Raw genomic sequence first — 17,955 nt, forward strand, 5'->3', positions numbered from 1 at the left:
GATGTGGCCGAGTTGGGATTGGCACGGGGTATCGCTTGCGGGCGTGCGGTTCCGTCGACCTATTCCAGGTCCGGGCTTTGGTACTGTCGTGGAGGACGGAAGGGCGTGCGTGTTGGAGAATCCGCTTGACGGCCCCGCGGGCTGAGACCGCATGGTACCGCTGAGGGCTCATAGGCGATGGATCCCTGGGCTGGCGCTGCTGGCTCTAGCGGCTGGGCATGGTCCGCTCGAGGCCCAGAGGATCGTCGGTCGAGTGCTGGAAGAGGGAGGGGCTGGACCGGTCGCCGGTGCCATGGTGCGTCTCGTGAACGACACGGGAGTGACCGGTAGCGGCTGGCTCACCGCCGCGGACGGACGGTTTCGTCTGGAGGCTCCGGCGGGCGGCACCTACGAGATCCGTGTCGAGCGCATCGGTTTCGCGACCGTGGTCATCGGTGGCGTCAGCGTGGCCGACAACGGCATCGCATCGATCGACGTGACGGTCGAGACCGAGCCCATCACCCTCGAGGGCCTTCAGGTCGAAGCGGAGGCCGGACGGTGTCGAATAGACGAGTCCGGAGGAATGACCCAGGTCGTGTGGGACGAGGCCCGGAAGGCGCTCGCAGCCGCCACCTGGACTGAAGCCCAAGTGAACTTGCGTTTCGTAGTCTCGGTCTGGGACCGCCAGATCTCGCCCCGCACGAGCCAGATTCTGTTCGAGGAGCGGGAGCAGCGCGAGACCCTGGGAGCGAATTCCGTGCAGAGCCTGCCTCCTGAAGAGCTGGTGCGCGACGGCTACGTGCAGTCACATCCTGGATTCTTGTTCTACTATGCGCCCGACGCGGCGGTGCTGCTCTCGGATGAGTTCCTGGAGACCCACTGCTTCCGTGTAGTCGAGGACCAGGCAGACGGGTCCGCATTCGTCGGTTTGCGGTTCGAACCCGATCGCGAGCGTGACCGGCCGGATGTCGAAGGGGTCATTTGGCTCGACGAAGCGAGCGGCCGTCTCGACCGCGTGGAGTTCCGCTATACGGGGCTGCGGATCGCCGGTGCGAACCGTGCCCGCGGTGAAGTGCGATTCGCGCAGGTCGCCGATGGGCGGTGGATCGTTCGCGAGTGGTTCATCCAGGCGCCCATGGCGAGCGGACGCGTGGGTACGCCGGGCGCGATCCGCCGCGGCAACCGCTCGTTGATCCACGAAGTGGGGAATCGAGTCGAACTTGTCGAGGGGGCCGGTTTCTCCTGGACTCCGGATATCGTGCCGGCGACCGTCAGCGGGCTTGTCTTTGACAGTGTCTCCGGCGGCGTCTTACCCGGAGCCGAGGTGAGGATCGCGGGCAGGGCGGCACGGTCGAACTCGGATCTCTCGGGGCGCTTCGAGCTGCATGATGTGCACCCGGGTATGCACCGCCTGACATTCAGCCACCCTCGACTCGACTCTTTGGGCGTGACCCCTGGTTGGACCACCATCGTAGCCGAGTCGGGGGAGGAGCTCGAGGTGGATCTCGCGGTGCCGCGGTGGGAGACGTTGTTAGCCCTCTCGTGTGGCGAGCAAGGCGCGGGTGCGCTCGTGGGTGTGGTCCGTTCACGGGAGGGACTCACCATAGGCGGAGCGACGGTGGAGGTGCTCGACGCCCTCGGGCCGGACAGCTTACCGATCACCGACATCTCTGACCAGTACGGGGCCTACGTTCTGTGCGATGCCCCGGAGGGTGTGACCCGCGTTCGTGCGTCTCGTGGCGGATCCCGGTCGGAGGTAGCGGAAGCGAGCGTTCTGCCCGAATCTTTCGTCCAGATCGACCTCACGCTTCCGCCCCCGCCTGTTCGCCCCCTGGCGGTGCCTGGCGTCCTGAGGCCAGCGATCGTGGGCACTGTGCTCGCTCGGGAAAGTCGGCAGCCACTCCAGGATGTTGAAGTCCGGCTGCTCGACGAGGACGGCGAAGTCGTCGCCACCGACCTTTCAACCGCCGAAGGTGAGTTCAGGATGGTGCTCGACGATGGCCTGCCGGTCGCATACCTGAGCGTCGCGCGCCTCGGGTACACCGGCGCCGTGAGTGAGGCGCTGGATCTGAGTGAGGGCACGCGGCGGGTCGAGATTCTGCTCCCGTCCGAGGCGATCGAGATCGAACCGGTCATCGTGATCGTGGACGGCCGCGTCCCGCGACTCGAGCGAGAGGGCTTCTACGCCAGAGCGACCTCGATCCCGGGCCTCTTCCTCCGCCGGGACGACATCGACGCCGTCGCACCGGCGAGAACGAGCGACTTGCTCGAGCGGGCACCCGGAGTGCGCAGCTGGACCGACCCCCTCAGCGGCGACCTCAGGAGGCGCATCGTCTTCACGCGCCTCACGCTAGCGGGTGGCGACCGCTGCTACCCGTCGTTGTACGTGGACGGCGACATGGTGCGACTTGGGGGGTCGAGGAACGAGCCGGGTGCGCCGACGATCGAGGGCATCGAACCGCCGGCAGATGAGGACGTTCCCTCCCTGGACGAGCTGATCCCGCCACACGAGATCGAGGCAGTCGAGATGTACCCGACGCCCGGCCAGGTGCCGCAGCGATTTACCGGACTCGGCACGCGCTGCGGTGTGATCGTGGTGTGGACGCGTAGGGGCGGGGACGCCCGCTAGCTCCGTGCCGTTGGATGCACGCGTGGTGGTCCGTCAGCGCATCGGCTTGCCGGCCACGTACACCTGTTCGAGCGTCTGCGTATTGTTGATGTCGGTCATCGGCGAAGACGCGAGCACGATGAAGTCCGCCCACTTCCCGACCTCGAGCGTACCCACGTCCTCCAGGCCGAGACACGCCGCCGCACGGCTCGTCGCGGCGATCAGCGCCTGTTCTGGCTCCAGACCCGCGTCGACCATGAGCGCCAACTCGAGGTGCTCGAAGAACCCCGGGAAGCGCGCGGCCGGCCCGGCGTCCGTGCCGAACGTGACGGGGGCGCCTGCGTCGACGAGGAGCTTCAAATTCCGAAGAGCCTGCCGAAGCGCTACGCGGTAGCCGGCAGCTGCCGAGCTCTGTCTCATGCGCTCCATGAAGGCTGGCTCGCTCAGTCTGGCGACTTCTCGCTCGTCGGCCAATTCGGTGAAGAAATCATTGTCGAAGAAGTCGGGTCGTTCGGCATATACGAAGGTGCTCAGTTCGCGCGTGAGCGTCGGCACGTAACAAGCCCCGCTGTCGATGAGCGCGGCGATGAAAGCCTCGTCCACGTCGGTGTCGCGCACCGAGTGCGCCACCAGGCCTGTCCCCATCTCGAGCAGCCTCTTCGCGTCATCCAGGTAAAACACGTGCGTGGCGACGCGTAGGCCCCGTTCCTCACCGACGTCGAATACCGCTTGCACGGCATCCCACGGCATCTTCCGTCCCTCGCCGAGGTTGTCGTCGACGCGGAGCTTCAGCCAGTCGACGCCGGCTTCGGCGTTCGCGATCGCAGCCGCGCGTGCCGCGGCCGGGTCGCTCCCGGCGACCACGGAGCCGGCCGCGAGCAGTCGCGCCCGAGGGTCGGTCGGGGACGCGGCGTCACGAACGGCGATGACCGCGTCGCCATCACCCAGGCTGTTCACGGTAGTGACGCCGTACTTGGCGAAGAGCTCGAGATCCCCTCGGATGCGGTCCGATTCGCCGGTGACCCCCTCCTGCGCCCATCGGCCGCTGACGTGGCCGTGCGTGTCGATGAGACCAGGGATGATGAACTTGCCATCCAGCCTCACGATCTGCGCAAGCGAGGGCACGTCCCCTGCCGTGGCGATCGCGGTGATGCGGCCGTCCTCCACGATCATCGTGGCGTCGCGGATCGGCGCCGATCCGGTGCCGTCCCATACCGTCGCGCCGACGTAGGCGACGACCTGGGCGTCGAGTGAACCACTGCTCGCCAAGAGCGCGAGCGCGAGAGCCGGAAGAGAGCGTAGTGTAGTCATGTCCGCACCTTAGGTCGCCCGCGTCGCGCACGCAAAGGCTGGCGTCGATTCACTTTCCCCGACGAGGGCTGCTTGCTTGATGGAACGCGCGCTCCCATCGAAGTTGTTGGCGGCACGGCTCTCCTCCGTCACCGCACAGGCACGATGGCACGCACTCCAAGAAAGACGTCTCTGCTCGGAGAGCTGAAGCGGCGCAAAGTCTTCAAGATCGGCGCGACGTATTCGGTGGTGGCGTTCGTGGTCATCCAGGTGGCGGATGTACTGGAGGAGGCGCTCCGGCTACCCTACGGCACGCTCACGACGGTGACCGTTATCGCGATCCTCGGCTTCCCGATCGCCCTCCTACTCGCGTGGGCTTATGAACTGACGGATCAGGGCGTGATGAAGGACGAGGACCTCCCGCGAGAGAAGGCGCTGGTCACCGGAGCTCCGGCACTCACGGCGGGTGACGTCGAGCCCCGTTCGATCGCCGTACTGCCTTTCGCGAATCTGAGCGCGGACGACGACAGCGACTACTTCTCGGACGGCGTGACTGACGACATCATCACGAGCCTGTCTCGCATCCGTGACATCCGGGTGGTCTCGCGCACCTCCGTCATGCGCTACAAGGACAGCAAGGAGCCAATCGGTTCGATCGCGGCGGAGCTGCGAGTCGCGACCGTGCTCGAGGGGAGTGTTCGCAAGGCGAACGGTCGCGTTCGCATTTCGGCTCAGCTCATCGACGCCGTGGAGGATCGACACCTCTGGGTGGAGAGCTACGACCATCCCTTGGAGAACATCTTCGACATCCAGTCTGACGTGTCCCGCCAGATCGCCCAGGCACTCGCTGCGGAGCTGTCAGCCGAGGAGAAGGCGGGCCTCGAGCAGAAGCCCACCGCTGACGTGGAAGCGTACGACCTCTACTTGAAAGGTCGATACCTGTGGGGCCGGCGCACCGTCGACGGCTTGCAGAAGAGCATTCAGTATTTCGCCCGCGCCCTGGAACACGACCCCGAATTCGCTCTCGCGGAAGCCGGTCGCGCGGACAGCTACGTGACCCTAGGCATGTACGGCATGGGCGAGCCGGACGATGTGATGCCGCTCGCACGCGACTCCGCTACCCGGGCGCTCTCCCTGGCCCCGAGACTGGCGGAGGCGTGCACCGCGTTGGCAACCGTCAAAGCTCTCTACGACTGGGACTGGAGGGGCGCCGAGCAGGAGTTCCGTCACGCGATCGAGATCCAGCCCAACTATCCCGTCGCGCACCAGTGGCTGGCCTCGAACCTGCTCACGCCGTTGGGCCGGTTCGAAGAGGCGCGCGCGGCGAACCGAAGGGCCGGCGAACTCGATCCGCTGTCCGAGGCGATAGCCACGACATTCGGCGTGATTTCCCTTTATTCTGCCGAGTACGAGTCGGCGGTGCGGGTACTCTCCGAGGTGCTCGACGTGCACGACCGATTTGGAATGGCCGCGTTCTTCCGAGGGCAGGCGGAGATGGAGCTCGGGCTGTTGGACGACGCCGTGGACTCGTTGCGTCTCGCTTCGCAACTGACCGACTCGAGCAGTGAAGTGCTCGCGACGCTCGCGTGCGCCTACGCGGCAGGCGGCAAGACCGACGAGGCGCGTGACCTTTTGGCGTCGCTCGAAGCCCGTTCGGCGGAGGGCTATGGATCGCCGGTACTCAAGGCTCAGATTTACCTCGGGCTCGGCGAGCAAGATCGCGCGCTGGATCTGCTCGAGCAGGCGGTCGAAGTCCGTGCGGCCGACCTCGTTTGGCTCTGGGTGAGGCCCATCTACCGGCCGCTTCGGGGCAATCCTCGTTTCGAAGCCATCCTGGAGACGGTGGGACTGCGATCCGATTGAGCCGTCCGGGCGGGCCCCACCAGGGGCGCCGATTCGGCTGGCTACATTCCGGCGCGGCGTTCGACGATCGCGGAGTATACGAGCGCCCTGAGCTTGGCGTGGTCGTCGAGGCCGGTCGCCGGGATGATCTGCGTGAAGTACACCACGACGAGGTCCTCCACCGGATCGACCCAGTACGTGGAGTGGTACGCACCCCCCCAGCCGTAGTCCCCCACGGACCCGGCCTCGCCTCCGGCTCCCACGTCCGTACGCACACGGAAGCCCAGCCCGAACCCCACGCCCGCACCGGTCCGAATACCTAGGTGCCCGATGTGGTCGACAGTCATCAGTGCGACGGTGGACGGAGACAGGACCCGGGTCCCGTCCAGCTCCCCGCCGTTCAGCATCATCTGTAGGAATCGCCCGTAGTCTGCCGCCGTGGACAGGAGACCTGCTCCCCCCGAGAAGCTTTTCCGAGGTCCGTCGACGTATTGTCCCTGGGTCTGCATGCCGGGTCCGTCGGGGGCGCGCACGATCGCGCCGTCGGCGTCCTGATTGTACACGGCCGCCAATCGGTCTCGTTTGTCGTCCGGCAAATAGAAGTGCGTGTCTTTCATGCCCAGAGGATCGAGGATCCGGGTCTGCAGGAAGTCTTCCAGGGTAAGCCCGGAGACCTGCTCGATCACGGCGCCGAGAATGTCCGTGTTGTACCCGTAGACGAAACGTTCGCCCGGCTGCGCGTCGAAGGGGAGCTTGGCAAGGCGATCGACCGTGGCACGCACAGGCTCGTCCCTGTGGCCGAAGTACCATCCCTGGATGCCCTCCGCGCCCCACGCGCTGGCAGCCGGTCCGTACCCATATCCGATCCCGGCCGTATGCGTCAGCAGGTCGCGCACGGTGATCGGGCGGTTCCCGTCGACGATCTCGCGGCCCCCACCCTCGCTGCGCACCGCCACCTTGTGATTCGCGAATGCCGGAAGGTATTTCTCCACGCGATCTGAGATCAGGAGCGCGCCGTCTTCCTGGAGCGCGAGAATCCCCACACTCACCAGTGCCTTGGTCTGGGACGCGATACGGAATATCGCGTCCGGCTCCATCGGGGCGCCGGCTTCGACGTCCCGCGCGCCTAACGCTTCGAGGTAGGCCACCTTGCCGTCCCTCAGCACCATCGCGACCACACCCGACAGGCGGTCGGCGTTGACGTAGTCCTGGAGTGCTTGCGTCAGGCGCTCGAGTCGCTCCGACGACATGCCGACGTCTTCGGGCGACGTGTGCCGGAGACTCTGAGCCTGAAGGAGGGTCGTAGCTGCCAGGACGGCGACGATCGCAGCCAGGACGGGACGGCGGACGCTTCGCATGGGGCTCCTCGGTTCCGGTGGTCGACCCCTCAATTGGGCGCCGTCGGCGGACGGGCGCCAGCGTCGGGACGGCTGACCGGCTGGTTGCCGATGCCGCCCGCGTTCGCACAGGCCCAGTTCGCTACTGCCCGCATGGCAACCGAGTCCGGCGCGGCCGGTGCGCGCCAGGCGCGCTCGTTCAGCCGGCTATCGAGTTTCTTGCCCTCTTCGTCGAAGTCGGTGGACTCCCACACGGAGTAGCGTCCGGTCGAACAGCGGATCTCCAGCACCTCTGCGGTCGACGCGTACGCGTCGTAGCCCTCGGTCGGAAGCCCGGCTGCCCTCCGCCAGGCGACCAGGCGACGCCGCTCAGGCTCGCGCTGTCGGACGAGCATGCGATTGATGATCACACGATGCACCCTCAGGGAGTCGACGTCCCCTGGAGATGCAGCGAGAGAACCCGGGTTGACCAGGAAGTCGTAGTCGGGACCCGAGTGTACCCTGCGCCAGTCGTCGAACTGGGCGGCGGCGGCAATCGGTGCGACCAAGGAGAGTATCACCACGCCGGCCGCTATCGCACAGATTCTGAACTGTCCGTTCATGTCCACTGCCCAGCGCTACCAGAAGCGTGATCGATAGCCCAACATCGCGTGGATGGTTCTCCTCGGCCATTGACCCGGGCTCGTGACGCGTAGCGTCCCGAAGGGCTCTGCGGGAGAGCCCGGGCCCCGAATCGCGACGCCGCTGCGCGATGTCGCGATTCGGCTAATCGACGAACGCCCACAGCCAGGTACGGCTCTTGGCATCCAGCTTTTCTGGATCCGCGACGTGATACAGGTCGCCGGCTACGTCTCGGATCACGATCCCCCCGCCCGGCACCTCCATCGGCCAGTCGTCGAGACGACGAGGAGAGACGATGGATCAACCGCGCAACCGCCATGTGAGCGGCCCACCCCCCTTTCCGATCACCCTTCTAGTACGCCGCCAGCTCCACCATCGCCTCGAGCACGTCGGGCGCTTGCGGCAGGATGACGTTCTCGAGCTGTGGCGCGTAGGCGACCCAGGTGTCCATCGACGCCACGCGCTTCACCGGCCCGTCCAGCCAGGGGAAGAGATCGTCGGCGATGCGCGCCGCGATCTCCGCTCCGATGCCCCAGGACAGACTGTCCTCGTGCACGATCAAGACCCTGTTGGTCTTCTTCACCGAATCCGCGATGCGCTCCATGTCGAGCGGCTTCACAGTGCGCAGATCGATCACTTCTGCCTCGATGCCGTTCTGCTCCGACGCCATCTTCGCCGCGTCGAGGCTCCGTTTCACTAGCGCGCCACACGTGACCACCGTGATGTCCGAGCCTTCACGTCGGACCTTCGCTTTCCCGAACGGGATCATGTACTCGGGCCCCGGATTGCGGCCCTTGTTGTAGACCTGGCGGTAGAGGTGCTTGTGCTCGAGGAAGAGCACAGGGTCCTCACAACGGATCGCGGTGCGCAGGAGACCGTTCGCGTCTTCTGCGGTCGCCGGCATGCAGACATACAGTCCGGGGCAGTGCGTGAAGAGCGTTTCACCCGTCTGCGAATGGTAGATCCCTCCACCCTTCAGGTAGCCGCCGTACGGAGTGCGGATCACCATCGGAGAGGAAAACGCGCCGTTCGACCGGTAGCGCATGGTCGCGAGCTCGTTCCGGATCTGCATCATCGCCGTCCAGATGTAGTCGAAGAACTGGATCTCGACGACGGGCTTCATGCCGCGGAGGGCTAGCCCGATGCCGCGTCCTACGATGTTCGCCTCCGCGAGCGGAGCGTTGTACACACGCTCCGATCCGAACCGCTGCTGAAGGCCATGAGTGACCTTGAAGACGCCGCCCTTGCCTTTGACCTGGCTCAACGCCTCCTCACGCGAAGCGTCCGCTACATCTTCTCCGAAGAGGACGATGCGTGGATCACGTTCCATCTCCTCGCTCAGGCACGAGTTCAGGAGGTCGACCATCGTGAGCAACTTGTCGCCTGCGTACTGCGGGTCGTCCTCGGTATCGAAGTCAGAGGAAGTCGGGTCCACATCCTCCGAGTATAGATGGCGCATCGCCGTGCTGGGGTCTGGCTGCGGCGAGGCGAGTGCTTCGTCCGCTGCGGCGGCGACTTCGGCCTCGGTCTCGGCTTCGAGCGCATCGAGCTCTTCGCTCGTCGCGATCCCCGCGCCGATGAGCAATGCTCGCGTCAGGGTCAGCGGGTCGCGAGCCTCTTGCTCAGCGAGCTCCTCCGTCGTCCGGTAGGCGCGCTCGTCGTCGGACATCGAGTGCGAATAGGGCCTCGTGCAGTGCGCGTGAATGAAGGCCGGGCCTTTCCGAGCACGGGCGTACGCGACGGCTTCACCCGCCGCCCGATAGGAGTCCACGATGTCCGTACCGTCACACTCGACGATGTGTAGACCCGGAAAGCCCGCGACTAGCTTCGAGATACTGCCGCCCGCTGTCTGCACCTCGACGGGTACCGAGATCGCGTAGCCGTTGTCCTCGATCACGTAGACGATCGGCAGCTTGAGGTTGCACGCCGAGTTCAGCGACTCCCAGAACTCACCTTCGGACGTCGTACCGTCGCCCGCGCACACGACGACGATCTCGTCGTCCTCGAATCTCTCGATTCGCTCGCGCAGCCCCGGGATGCGCGGGATCTTGGTCGTCGCTTCGGCGGCGCCCACGGCCTGTAGGAACTGCGTTCCGGTCGGCGACGAGGTGTTCGCGATGTTGTAGCGCACGTCGGCGTAGTGCCCGGGCATCTGCCGACCCCCTGAGGCCGGGTCCGCTTCCGCACCCACGGCCTGAAGCAGATGGTCCAGGGGTGTCTGTCCCAGCGCCAACGTCACGGCGCGGTCTCGATAGTAAAGGAAGAACCAGTCGTGTCCGGCCTTGCAGTGCTCGGCAACCGCGACGCCGATCGCTTCGTGACCCGCGCTGGAGATCTGGAAAAAGATCTTGTTCTGCCGCTTGAGACTGATCTCGCGATCGTCGAGGCGCCGCGACGTCACCATCGTGCGGTAGAAGCGCAGGAGCTGCTCGGAGGAGAGTCCCGCCAGATCGTGAGCTTCCAGAACCTCGTTCTCTTGGGTCGCCATGGCGTCCGAGCTGGGTGTTTGCTTCAACCCCGAAAGATAGCCGGCTGCGGCCCCGCCGGCAGGGTTGACGACGGCTTCGCGGAGCTAGCCAAGCGATGTCATCTGCTCACGGACCTGGTCGGGACTCGTGACCGGTTGCCGGCAACTGTACCCGTGGCACACATACGCGGTAGGAAAACCGTCGATGAGGCCACGCGCCTCCTCGAGCAACGGCACGCCTGCTACCAACTCGTCGGGCGCGCGCCCCACGATCGTGAGATTTCGCGCGAAGCCTTGGTGTGCCGCTCGCACGAGCTCGCGGGTGGCGTCGTCTGCTCGGTCCCCGATGATCGCCACCTCGACGGAGTCCGCGAGAGACCGGTCCGCGGCCGACAGCATGCGTCCAAAAGCGGGCCCGAAGCGCTTCAACGCCGCGGCGTCTCCTCCAAAGATCGACAGTGCCAGATCACGGTACCGTGCGTGGTCGAAGACATGCCCCGCTCGAAGAAGCAGCTCGGCGGCCAGGGAGACTCCAGACGGAGTCGCGTTGTCCATGGGGTCTCGTGGCCGGAAGATCAGGCGCTCACCGTCGTCGGGCGTATCGTAGAGCAGGCCGTCCTCGGCACTCAAGAACCGCCCGAGGATGTCTTCGCAAAGCGTGCGGGTCGCCGTGAGCCAACGCGGATCGAGCGAGGCGGCGTGCAACGAGAGTAACGCGTTGCCTAGGGCGGCGAAGTCCTCGAGGAATGCGGGAATCTTGCTCTCACCGTCCTTGAAGACGCGCCGGAGCTCACCTTCTGGGCGCAACTCGGTCCACAGGAAGTCGGCCGCCTCCGTGGCGATGTCCACGTAGTCCCAACGGCCCAGAGTGGCCCCGACTTCCGCGAACGCGCGAATGGCCATCCCGTTCCAGGAGACCAGAATCTTCTCGTCCCTGAACGGTGCCTCGCGGCTTCCACGGGCCTGCAGCAGAGTCGTGCGCGCGGCTCGCATTCGTTCACGGAGGTCCGATTCGCTCATCTCCACGGACCCGGCGATGGCGGCCAGGTCGTGTGGAAGATGCAGGATGTTCCGGCCCTCGAAGTTTCCGCCCGGTGAAACGTCGTAGGCGCGGTGGAACAGCTCGGCGTCCTGCGCTCCGGCGGACGCGTCCAACACATCTCGTATCTCCTCCGCGGTCCATACGTAGAAGGCCCCTTCAACTCCCTCCGAATCCGCGTCGCGTGCAGAGTAGAAACCGCCTTCCGGCGAACGCATGTCCGTCGCCAGATAGTCCAGCGTGTCCTCCGCGACGTCGCGGAGATCTTCCGACGCGGTCAGCCGGTACGCGTCGAGATAGACTCGCGCCAGCAAGGCGTTGTCGTACAGCATCTTCTCGAAGTGGGGCACGAGCCAGCGGGCGTCGACGGAGTACCGATGGAATCCGCCACCCAGGTGATCTCGCATCCCGCCCGCGGCCATCCGACGAAGCGTGTGTTCTGCCATTTCCAGCGCTGCGGGCTCGCCATTCCTCACGTGATGCCGCATCAGCAGCTCCAGCGTGACCGGCTGCGGGAACTTCGGCGCCTCCCCGAATCCGCCGTGTACGCTGTCGTACTGGTTCGCAAGCGCCCGGTATGCCGCCTCCAACGCCTCTCTGGTGCCCGTGTCCGATTCAGCGGTCAGGCCGCCAGCAGCTTGCTTCATCGCCTCGATCAGGCGCTTTCCTGTACTCCGTACCTCCTCAGGGCGCGCGCGATACGCGTCCCCGGCTGCTCTCAGCACCTGCGTAAACGACGGCATGCCGTGTCGGGGCAGCGGCGGGAAGTACGTGCCGCCGTAGTACGGGATCCCGTCCGGCGTGAGGAACGCGGTGAGCGGCCATCCGCCGCCCCCGGTCATCGCCTGCACAGCCTTCATGTAGATCTGATCGATGTCCGGGCGCTCTTCACGGTCGACCTTGATGCTGACGAAGAGCTCGTTCATCAAGGCGGCGACCGTCGCATCCTCGAACGACTCCCGCTCCATTACATGGCACCAGTGGCACGCCGAGTACCCGATGGAGAGCAGGATTGGGCGGTCGTCGTCGCGGGCCCGCGAGAGCGCTTCCTCCCCCCAAGCGTACCAATCGACGGGGTTTTCCGCGTGCTGCAGCAGGTACGGACTCGTTTCCTTGGAGAGGCGGTTCGGCATGCGCCCGATGGGTTCAGAGGAGGAGCCAGGTTAGCGGCGCGAACCGTGCCTGGACAGGAAACATATGTAGCCGGCGCGCTAGAAGGGTGATCCGAACGGGTGGTGGGCCGCCACCCGTGCTGTCGCACGGGTCCCCGGGTGCCACGGCCCCAGAGGGGCGAAGGCGTAGCCATAGCTCCTCCGAGACACTCCAACGACGGAGATGGGGCCGTGCCACCCCAACCCACAGAGGGGTAAGATCCTATCAGCCATGGTGTTGGGCACATGGCGGTTGCGCGGTTGATGCTGCGTCTCTCCTCGTCGGACCACCGCCTTCGGCGGCGGTGCCCGCTCGGCTACGACTCCCCGTCGTTCCTTGCCTGAACGCGCGCAAGCGCGAGGCACCCACGCGGTTAGGCGTGGGTCGCGCGGCCCGCCCCCCGTTCGGATCACCCTTCTATGATCGTTGTGGTGCCGTATCGGGCTACCTAACTTTGGAGTATCGACCTGCCTCCCAGGGGCCGATCTCCGCTGCGAAGGACAAGGATCTTGTCGCTGTACTCGAAGATGGCCGGCTTAGCGCTACGGCGCCCCCGGACGATTCCGTACATGCTCACGAACGCTTGGGCGTTTCGCGCTCGCGGTTGGTACCTGCGGCCTCCTTTCCTTCCCGTCCCGCCCCGCTCGTATATGCGCTGGCGCATGGAGACCGCGTACGGGGACGCCGGTGCGACCCCGAGCGATGAAGAAATCGAGCGGTATCTGCGGTGGACGGCGCACATGAGAGCCCAGATGAAGCGGAGGGTGGGTGGCTAGACTGTTCCTGCTCATCCTGCTCGGAATCGTGGCGGCGTACTACTTCCCGGATTCCCGCCAGGCGATGCAGAATGTCGCCGCACCGGTCATGGCTCCCATCGTCAAGTGGAGCACCCGAGCGGAGATGGCCCAGGTGGGAGGGAACGTAGTGGAGCACGAGCGACTCACAGGTAAGCTCCCAGACCGGCGCAACTGGTCGGGGTGGCTCGACTACCGGTACCTGGTCGACGACATGAAGCAGGACCCTTGGGGCTCGCGCTATCAGCTGCGCGTATGGGCCGACTCCGTGGCGATCGTCTCGGTGGGGCCGGACCGGACGCGCTCGACCGAAGACGACTTCTCAGTCGTGACGCTGCGGGAGCGCAGGGGCCGATAAACGACGCTCCCTGGACTTCGTCGACTCGAGCGTCGCACGACTCGTGCTGAGTGTCGCGCTGACCGGGAACGTCGCATCGGGCAAGTCGACGGTTGCGGAGGTGTGGGAGGCTGCGGGCGTGCCGGTGATCAGCGCCGATGATCTCTCTCGGCGCGCAGTAGAGCCCGGTACGTCCGGTTTTCAGGCGGTGGTCGAGGCGTTCGGTGAGCAGCTCCTCACGGCGGACGGCGCCCTCGACCGGCCCCGTCTGGGCGAGCTGGTCTTTTCAGACGAGGCTGCGCGTGGGCGGCTCGAGTCCATCGTGCACCCCATCATCTGGCAGCTCCGGGATCTATGGCTCGCGGAACGGATGGCGGAGGGCGCGACGCTCGTCGTGTCTGAGATCCCGCTGCTCTTCGAGGCCGACCGGCAAGGTGACTTCGACCGCATCGTGCTCGTCGACGCGCCGGACGAGGAGCGACTTCGCCGCCTCGTGGAGTTGCGAGGCTCTAGCTCCGTCGACGCCCGGCGGATCATGGCTGCACAGATGGATCCCGCAGCGAAGCGAGCGAAGGCCGACTTCGTCATCACGAACGATGGCACGCTCGACCAGCTGCGCGACACGGCCGCCGACGTCCTGCGGCAACTGCGCGTCGGGACGGGCGAAGAGGCCACGCTGCGCATCGACTTGCACTTGCACACGGAGGGGAGCTGGGACTGTCTCTCGGATCCCGAGGCGGTGTTGGAGCGCGCACTCCTGAGGGGGCTCGGTCGGATCGCGATCACAGACCACAACCGACTGGACGTGGCGCTGCGCATGGCCGAGGCGCACACGGATCAGATCATTCCAGGCGAAGAGGTGAAGACCGCCGAGGGCATTGACGTGATCGGGTTGTATCTGTCTGAGGAGATCCCCAGAGGCACGCCGGCCAGGGAGACCATCGAACGCATCCGTGAACAGAGCGGGATCCCATACCTTCCGCACCCCTATGCGGGGGGCAAGGGGGAAGGGGGGCGCCTTGTGGACACGCTGGCCCCGCTCTGTGATGTCGTCGAGGTCTTCAACGCGCGTTTGCACAAGCCGCGGCAGAACGAGCTCGCCGAGGAGTTGGCCGAGCGCCACGGGCGGCTTAGAGGCGCCGGCTCGGACGCGCACACGCTCGGCGAGCTCGGTCGGGCGTACGTCGCTGTGCCGCCACACCCGAACCGACCAGAGGCGCTGCTCACGGCTCTTGAAGGCGGTCGAACCGTGGGCACGGCTTCGTCGCATCTGGTGCATCTCGCGTCCACTTGGGCGAAGGTGCGAAGGGGGTGGAGGCGGTAGCGGCTTCCAGCGACATGGAGATAGCTTCACTGATCTATTCCTCGAGGGTCAGGAGACCATACTTGAGCTACCGGACGCCACGGGCGCGTGCGGCGATGGTCAACGAGGCCAGGGACGCGCTGCTGGCTTCGCGGCGGGCGGTACTCACGACCCACCTCAACGCTGATGGGGACGGGGCAGGCTCCGAAGCGGCCGTCGCGTCGTGGCTCCGCGCCAACGGGACCGAGGTCTGGATCATCAATCCGACGCCGTTTCCGGATTCGTTAGGCTTCCTGATCGAGCGTGAGGAATGGATCGTTCCAGCGGGCTCGTCCCAAGCGCGTGACCTGTGCGACCAGGCCGACCTCGCGGTGGTGTTGGACACCGGTGAGGTGCCACGGATCGGTCGTGTACGCGATCTCATCCGTGATCTTCCGACGGTGGTCGTCGACCACCACCCGTCGTCCGGTGAGCACGCGATCGGAGGCATCTCTGTCCGCGATCCGGAAGCTTGTGCCACCGGAGAGTTGGTATACGACCTCATCCATGCCGCGGACGGTCCCTGGACAGACCACATCGCGCTTGGCATTTATGTGGCGATCCTGACCGACACCGGCTCCTTCCGGTTCTCCAATTCTTCCTCTGCGAGCCACCGGATCGTGGCGGACATGATCGAGCGTGGGGTTGAGCCCGAGAGTGTGTACGAGCGCGTCTATGGCGCTGCGCCCCTGAAGAAGTACCAGCTTCTGCGTCACGCACTGGGCACGCTGGAATACGATGCGGAGCATGGAATCTCGTGGATGACGGTGCCGCACGAGGCCTTCGACGAGCTCAATGCCACCGCAGACGACCTCGAGGGTATGGTGGATGTCCCGCGGTCGATTGAGGGAACCCAAGTCGGACTGCTCTTCCGAAAGACGAGCAAGGGCGATATCAAGGTGTCGTTCCGCTCCAAAGGGCTGGTGGACGTGAATAAGCTCGCTCGCCGCTTCGGCGGCGGAGGTCACGTGAAGGCGTCTGGGGCGATGGTGCCTGGTCCGCTGGACCACGCGATCGAGCGGGTCGTGGGGGCCACCCGCAAGGCCGTCGTACGTGACGCAGCCAAAGGAGAAAAAGAGGACGGATGACGCAGTCTCGAGCGCAGGACCGATCGGCCGACCCAGGTGTTCCGGAGGCGCTGCCTCGGTCGCTCATCCGAGTGCGCGACCGCCTCGGTGTGGACGCGGTCGACCGGCTGTGGATCTTCCCTCCGGTTCGGCGGGGACGGCGGGAACAGGGCCTGGTTGCTGTGAGTACCTTCCTCGTCGGTGAAGACCGACGGGTGATGATCACCGTGGCGTACACAGCGGAGCACACCGGAAAGGGCGTGACGTTCGAGGCGTCGTTCACTCAGGAAGGAGAGGCGCCGCCCGATCGCTTTCCCAGCGTAATGGCCGGAGTCGTGCGCCGCAGCGGGGAGGGACTCGGGGAGGCTCGCGAAGTGGAGATCCACGGTTCCGCCGAGAAGTTCGAGCAATTGCTGGAGGAGGTCGATATGGACTTTTTCGAAGCGCGATATCCGTGAGTTCGCTCCTAGCCCCACATCCGGTCATCCGGCTCTTTGGACGCTTCTTACGTGAACAGGGGCTGCCGGTCACGCATCAGCGCGAAGCGGTTGCGGAAGTCGTGTTCGCCTCGGACGAGCATCTCTCGGTAGACGACATCGAGCAGGATCTTCGTGCACGGGGTGAGCGGATCGGGAAGGCGACCATCTATCGGACTCTGGACCTGCTGGTCCGCAGCCGCCTCGTCGAGGAGCACGACTTCGGCGAGGGCTTCAAACGGTATGAGCACCGCCTCTCGGTGCGCCCCATCCACGAGCACCTCATCTGCCTCAGCTGCGGAAGCGTCGCCGAGTTCGAGAGCAACGAGCTCTACGGCGTGGAGAAGCGCGTGCGGCGCGAGCACGGTTTCGCTCCGGTCCGACATCGGCTCGAGATCTACGGTCTCTGTCAGGAGTGCCGCGAAGCCGGTGTCGAGCTTCCGAGCGAAGGCTTGACCTGTCCGATCGAGACGGTTTGACGGTCCGCTGCGGTCCAAGGTAGTGCCGAATCGACGAGATCCGGAAGTGGCCGGCCGCGGCAACACGGGCCCGGCTCTGTCTGCTCCGCCAGGCGTCCCACCAGAGTTGGCAGAGTTGTCGTGGGAGCTGCCGCATACCTTCCTGGGCCTCGACGAGGTCGGCGGGGCTTTCGAGACGTCGGCGGCGGTCATCCTTCCGGTGCCTTACGAGTCCACCACATCGTGGGGTAGTGGGACGCGTCGCGGGCCTCGGGCGATCATCGAGTCCTCCAGATACGTCGAGCTCCACGACCAGGAGTTCGACTGCGAGCCGGGCAGCGTGCTCGGTGTCCATACGCTTCCTTCGCTCGAACTGACCCGGGCCGGCGCGAAGCCAGCGATGCAAGAACTCGGGCGGGCGTACGGCAGAGTTGCCGACGTGTGCGGTGATCGCTTTCTCGTCATGCTGGGTGGAGAGCACTCGATTTCCTCCCCGGCAGTGCTTGCGCAGGCCGAGCGGCATGAGGAACGGCTGACGGTTCTGCAAATGGACGCGCACGCAGACCTGCGGGGGGAGTTCGAGGGCACCCGCGATTCGCATGCGTCAGCAATGGCGCGCGTGCTTGGCCGCGCGGACGTGTGCGCGGTCGGAGTGCGAGGCGTTAGCCAGGAGGAGGTCGACGTGTCGCGCGCGCATGGTGGCTCGACCCTCATCTGGGCCGACGAGATGTGGGCGGACGACAGCTGGATGGACCGGGCGATGGACGCGCTCGGGCCGAAGGTCTATCTCACCTTCGACGTCGACTACTTCGACCCTTCTCTCGTGCCGTCCACAGGCACTCCGGAGCCAGGAGGCGGCGACTGGTACCCGACGCTCCGGTTTCTCAAGCGGGTCTTCGCGGAACGTGACGTCATTGCGGCCGACGTGGTCGAGCTCGCGCCCACGCCGGGTCTACACGCACCCGACTTCATGGTCGCGAAGCTGGTCTACAAAATCATCAGCTATCGCTTCCAGAGCCGCCTGACGATGTGACTGGCACGGCCCTCGCCGCCGGCCGGACTTGAAATTCGACGCGCTGAGGCCGACGTTGGAATCGTTCAAGACGCTTTCGGCCTTTGGCGTCATTCTGCTCCGATGAAGCGGTG

14 protein-coding genes are annotated in these 17,955 nt (G+C 65.7%); 9 read left to right on the forward strand and 5 right to left on the reverse strand.

Annotated elements, in window-relative coordinates:
* Nucleotides 1-151: 151 nt before the first annotated feature.
* Nucleotides 152-2,608: a carboxypeptidase regulatory-like domain-containing protein gene (locus tag IIB36_02990; GenBank protein ID MCH7530712.1), complete on the forward strand. Its 2,457-nt coding sequence runs from the start codon at nt 152-154 to the stop codon at nt 2,606-2,608.
* Nucleotides 2,609-2,641: 33 nt separating this feature from the next.
* On the opposite strand, the gene IIB36_02995 is transcribed toward IIB36_02990, so the two are convergent.
* Nucleotides 2,642-3,898 carry an amidohydrolase family protein gene (locus IIB36_02995; protein MCH7530713.1) on the reverse strand — a complete coding sequence of 419 codons (1,257 nt, stop codon included), beginning with the start codon at nt 3,896-3,898 and terminating at the stop codon, nt 2,642-2,644.
* Between the two features lie 144 nt (nt 3,899-4,042).
* Between IIB36_02995 and IIB36_03000 the strand changes: the two genes are divergently transcribed.
* Nucleotides 4,043-5,740, forward strand: coding sequence for a hypothetical protein (locus tag IIB36_03000; protein MCH7530714.1), 1,698 nt, complete (start codon nt 4,043-4,045; stop codon nt 5,738-5,740).
* A gap of 41 nt (nt 5,741-5,781) precedes the next feature.
* On the opposite strand, the gene IIB36_03005 is transcribed toward IIB36_03000, so the two are convergent.
* The 4 genes from IIB36_03005 to IIB36_03020 form a co-directional block, all read right to left on the reverse strand.
* Nucleotides 5,782-7,077 (reverse strand): beta-lactamase family protein, encoded by a 1,296-nt coding sequence (locus IIB36_03005; GenBank protein ID MCH7530715.1) that lies wholly within the window; start codon nt 7,075-7,077, stop codon nt 5,782-5,784.
* Between the two features lie 29 nt (nt 7,078-7,106).
* Nucleotides 7,107-7,658 (reverse strand): hypothetical protein, encoded by a 552-nt coding sequence (locus IIB36_03010; protein ID MCH7530716.1) that lies wholly within the window; start codon nt 7,656-7,658, stop codon nt 7,107-7,109.
* Nucleotides 7,659-8,029: 371 nt separating this feature from the next.
* Nucleotides 8,030-10,165 carry a dehydrogenase E1 component subunit alpha/beta gene (locus tag IIB36_03015; protein ID MCH7530717.1) on the reverse strand — a complete coding sequence of 712 codons (2,136 nt, stop codon included), beginning with the start codon at nt 10,163-10,165 and terminating at the stop codon, nt 8,030-8,032.
* 84 nt (nt 10,166-10,249) lie between these two features.
* Nucleotides 10,250-12,316, reverse strand: coding sequence for a thioredoxin domain-containing protein (locus tag IIB36_03020; GenBank protein MCH7530718.1), 2,067 nt, complete (start codon nt 12,314-12,316; stop codon nt 10,250-10,252).
* Nucleotides 12,317-12,904: 588 nt separating this feature from the next.
* On the opposite strand from IIB36_03020, the gene IIB36_03025 reads away from it, so the two are divergent.
* The 7 genes from IIB36_03025 (at nt 12,905) to speB (ending at nt 17,842) form a co-directional block, all read left to right on the forward strand.
* Nucleotides 12,905-13,111 carry a hypothetical protein gene (locus tag IIB36_03025; protein MCH7530719.1) on the forward strand — a complete coding sequence of 69 codons (207 nt, stop codon included), beginning with the start codon at nt 12,905-12,907 and terminating at the stop codon, nt 13,109-13,111.
* Complete coding sequence (locus IIB36_03030) at nt 13,104-13,487, forward strand: type II secretion system protein GspG (GenBank protein MCH7530720.1); 384 nt, start codon at nt 13,104-13,106, stop codon at nt 13,485-13,487. Before IIB36_03025 ends, IIB36_03030 begins: the two co-directional genes overlap by 8 nt.
* 43 nt (nt 13,488-13,530) lie before the next feature.
* The gene (locus IIB36_03035; GenBank protein ID MCH7530721.1) at nt 13,531-14,790 is read left to right on the forward strand and encodes a dephospho-CoA kinase; all 1,260 of its coding nucleotides are present in this window, start codon (nt 13,531-13,533) and stop codon (nt 14,788-14,790) included.
* A 62-nt stretch (nt 14,791-14,852) separates the two neighbouring features.
* Entirely contained in the window at nt 14,853-15,896 is a 1,044-nt protein-coding gene (locus IIB36_03040; GenBank protein MCH7530722.1) for a bifunctional oligoribonuclease/PAP phosphatase NrnA, read from the forward strand.
* Nucleotides 15,893-16,333, forward strand: a complete 441-nt coding sequence (locus IIB36_03045; GenBank protein ID MCH7530723.1) for a hypothetical protein — start codon at nt 15,893-15,895, stop codon at nt 16,331-16,333. The genes IIB36_03040 and IIB36_03045 overlap by 4 nt, the downstream gene beginning before the upstream one ends.
* Nucleotides 16,330-16,830: a transcriptional repressor gene (locus IIB36_03050; protein ID MCH7530724.1), complete on the forward strand. Its 501-nt coding sequence runs from the start codon at nt 16,330-16,332 to the stop codon at nt 16,828-16,830. The genes IIB36_03045 and IIB36_03050 overlap by 4 nt, the downstream gene beginning before the upstream one ends.
* A 46-nt stretch (nt 16,831-16,876) precedes the next feature.
* Nucleotides 16,877-17,842 carry an agmatinase gene (gene speB / locus IIB36_03055; protein ID MCH7530725.1) on the forward strand — a complete coding sequence of 322 codons (966 nt, stop codon included), beginning with the start codon at nt 16,877-16,879 and terminating at the stop codon, nt 17,840-17,842.
* The last annotated feature ends 113 nt before the right edge of the window (nt 17,843-17,955 follow it).

It is taken from the genome of Gemmatimonadota bacterium, from assembly GCA_022560615.1.
GTDB lineage: Bacteria > Gemmatimonadota > Gemmatimonadetes > Longimicrobiales > Gaopeijiaceae > UBA1138.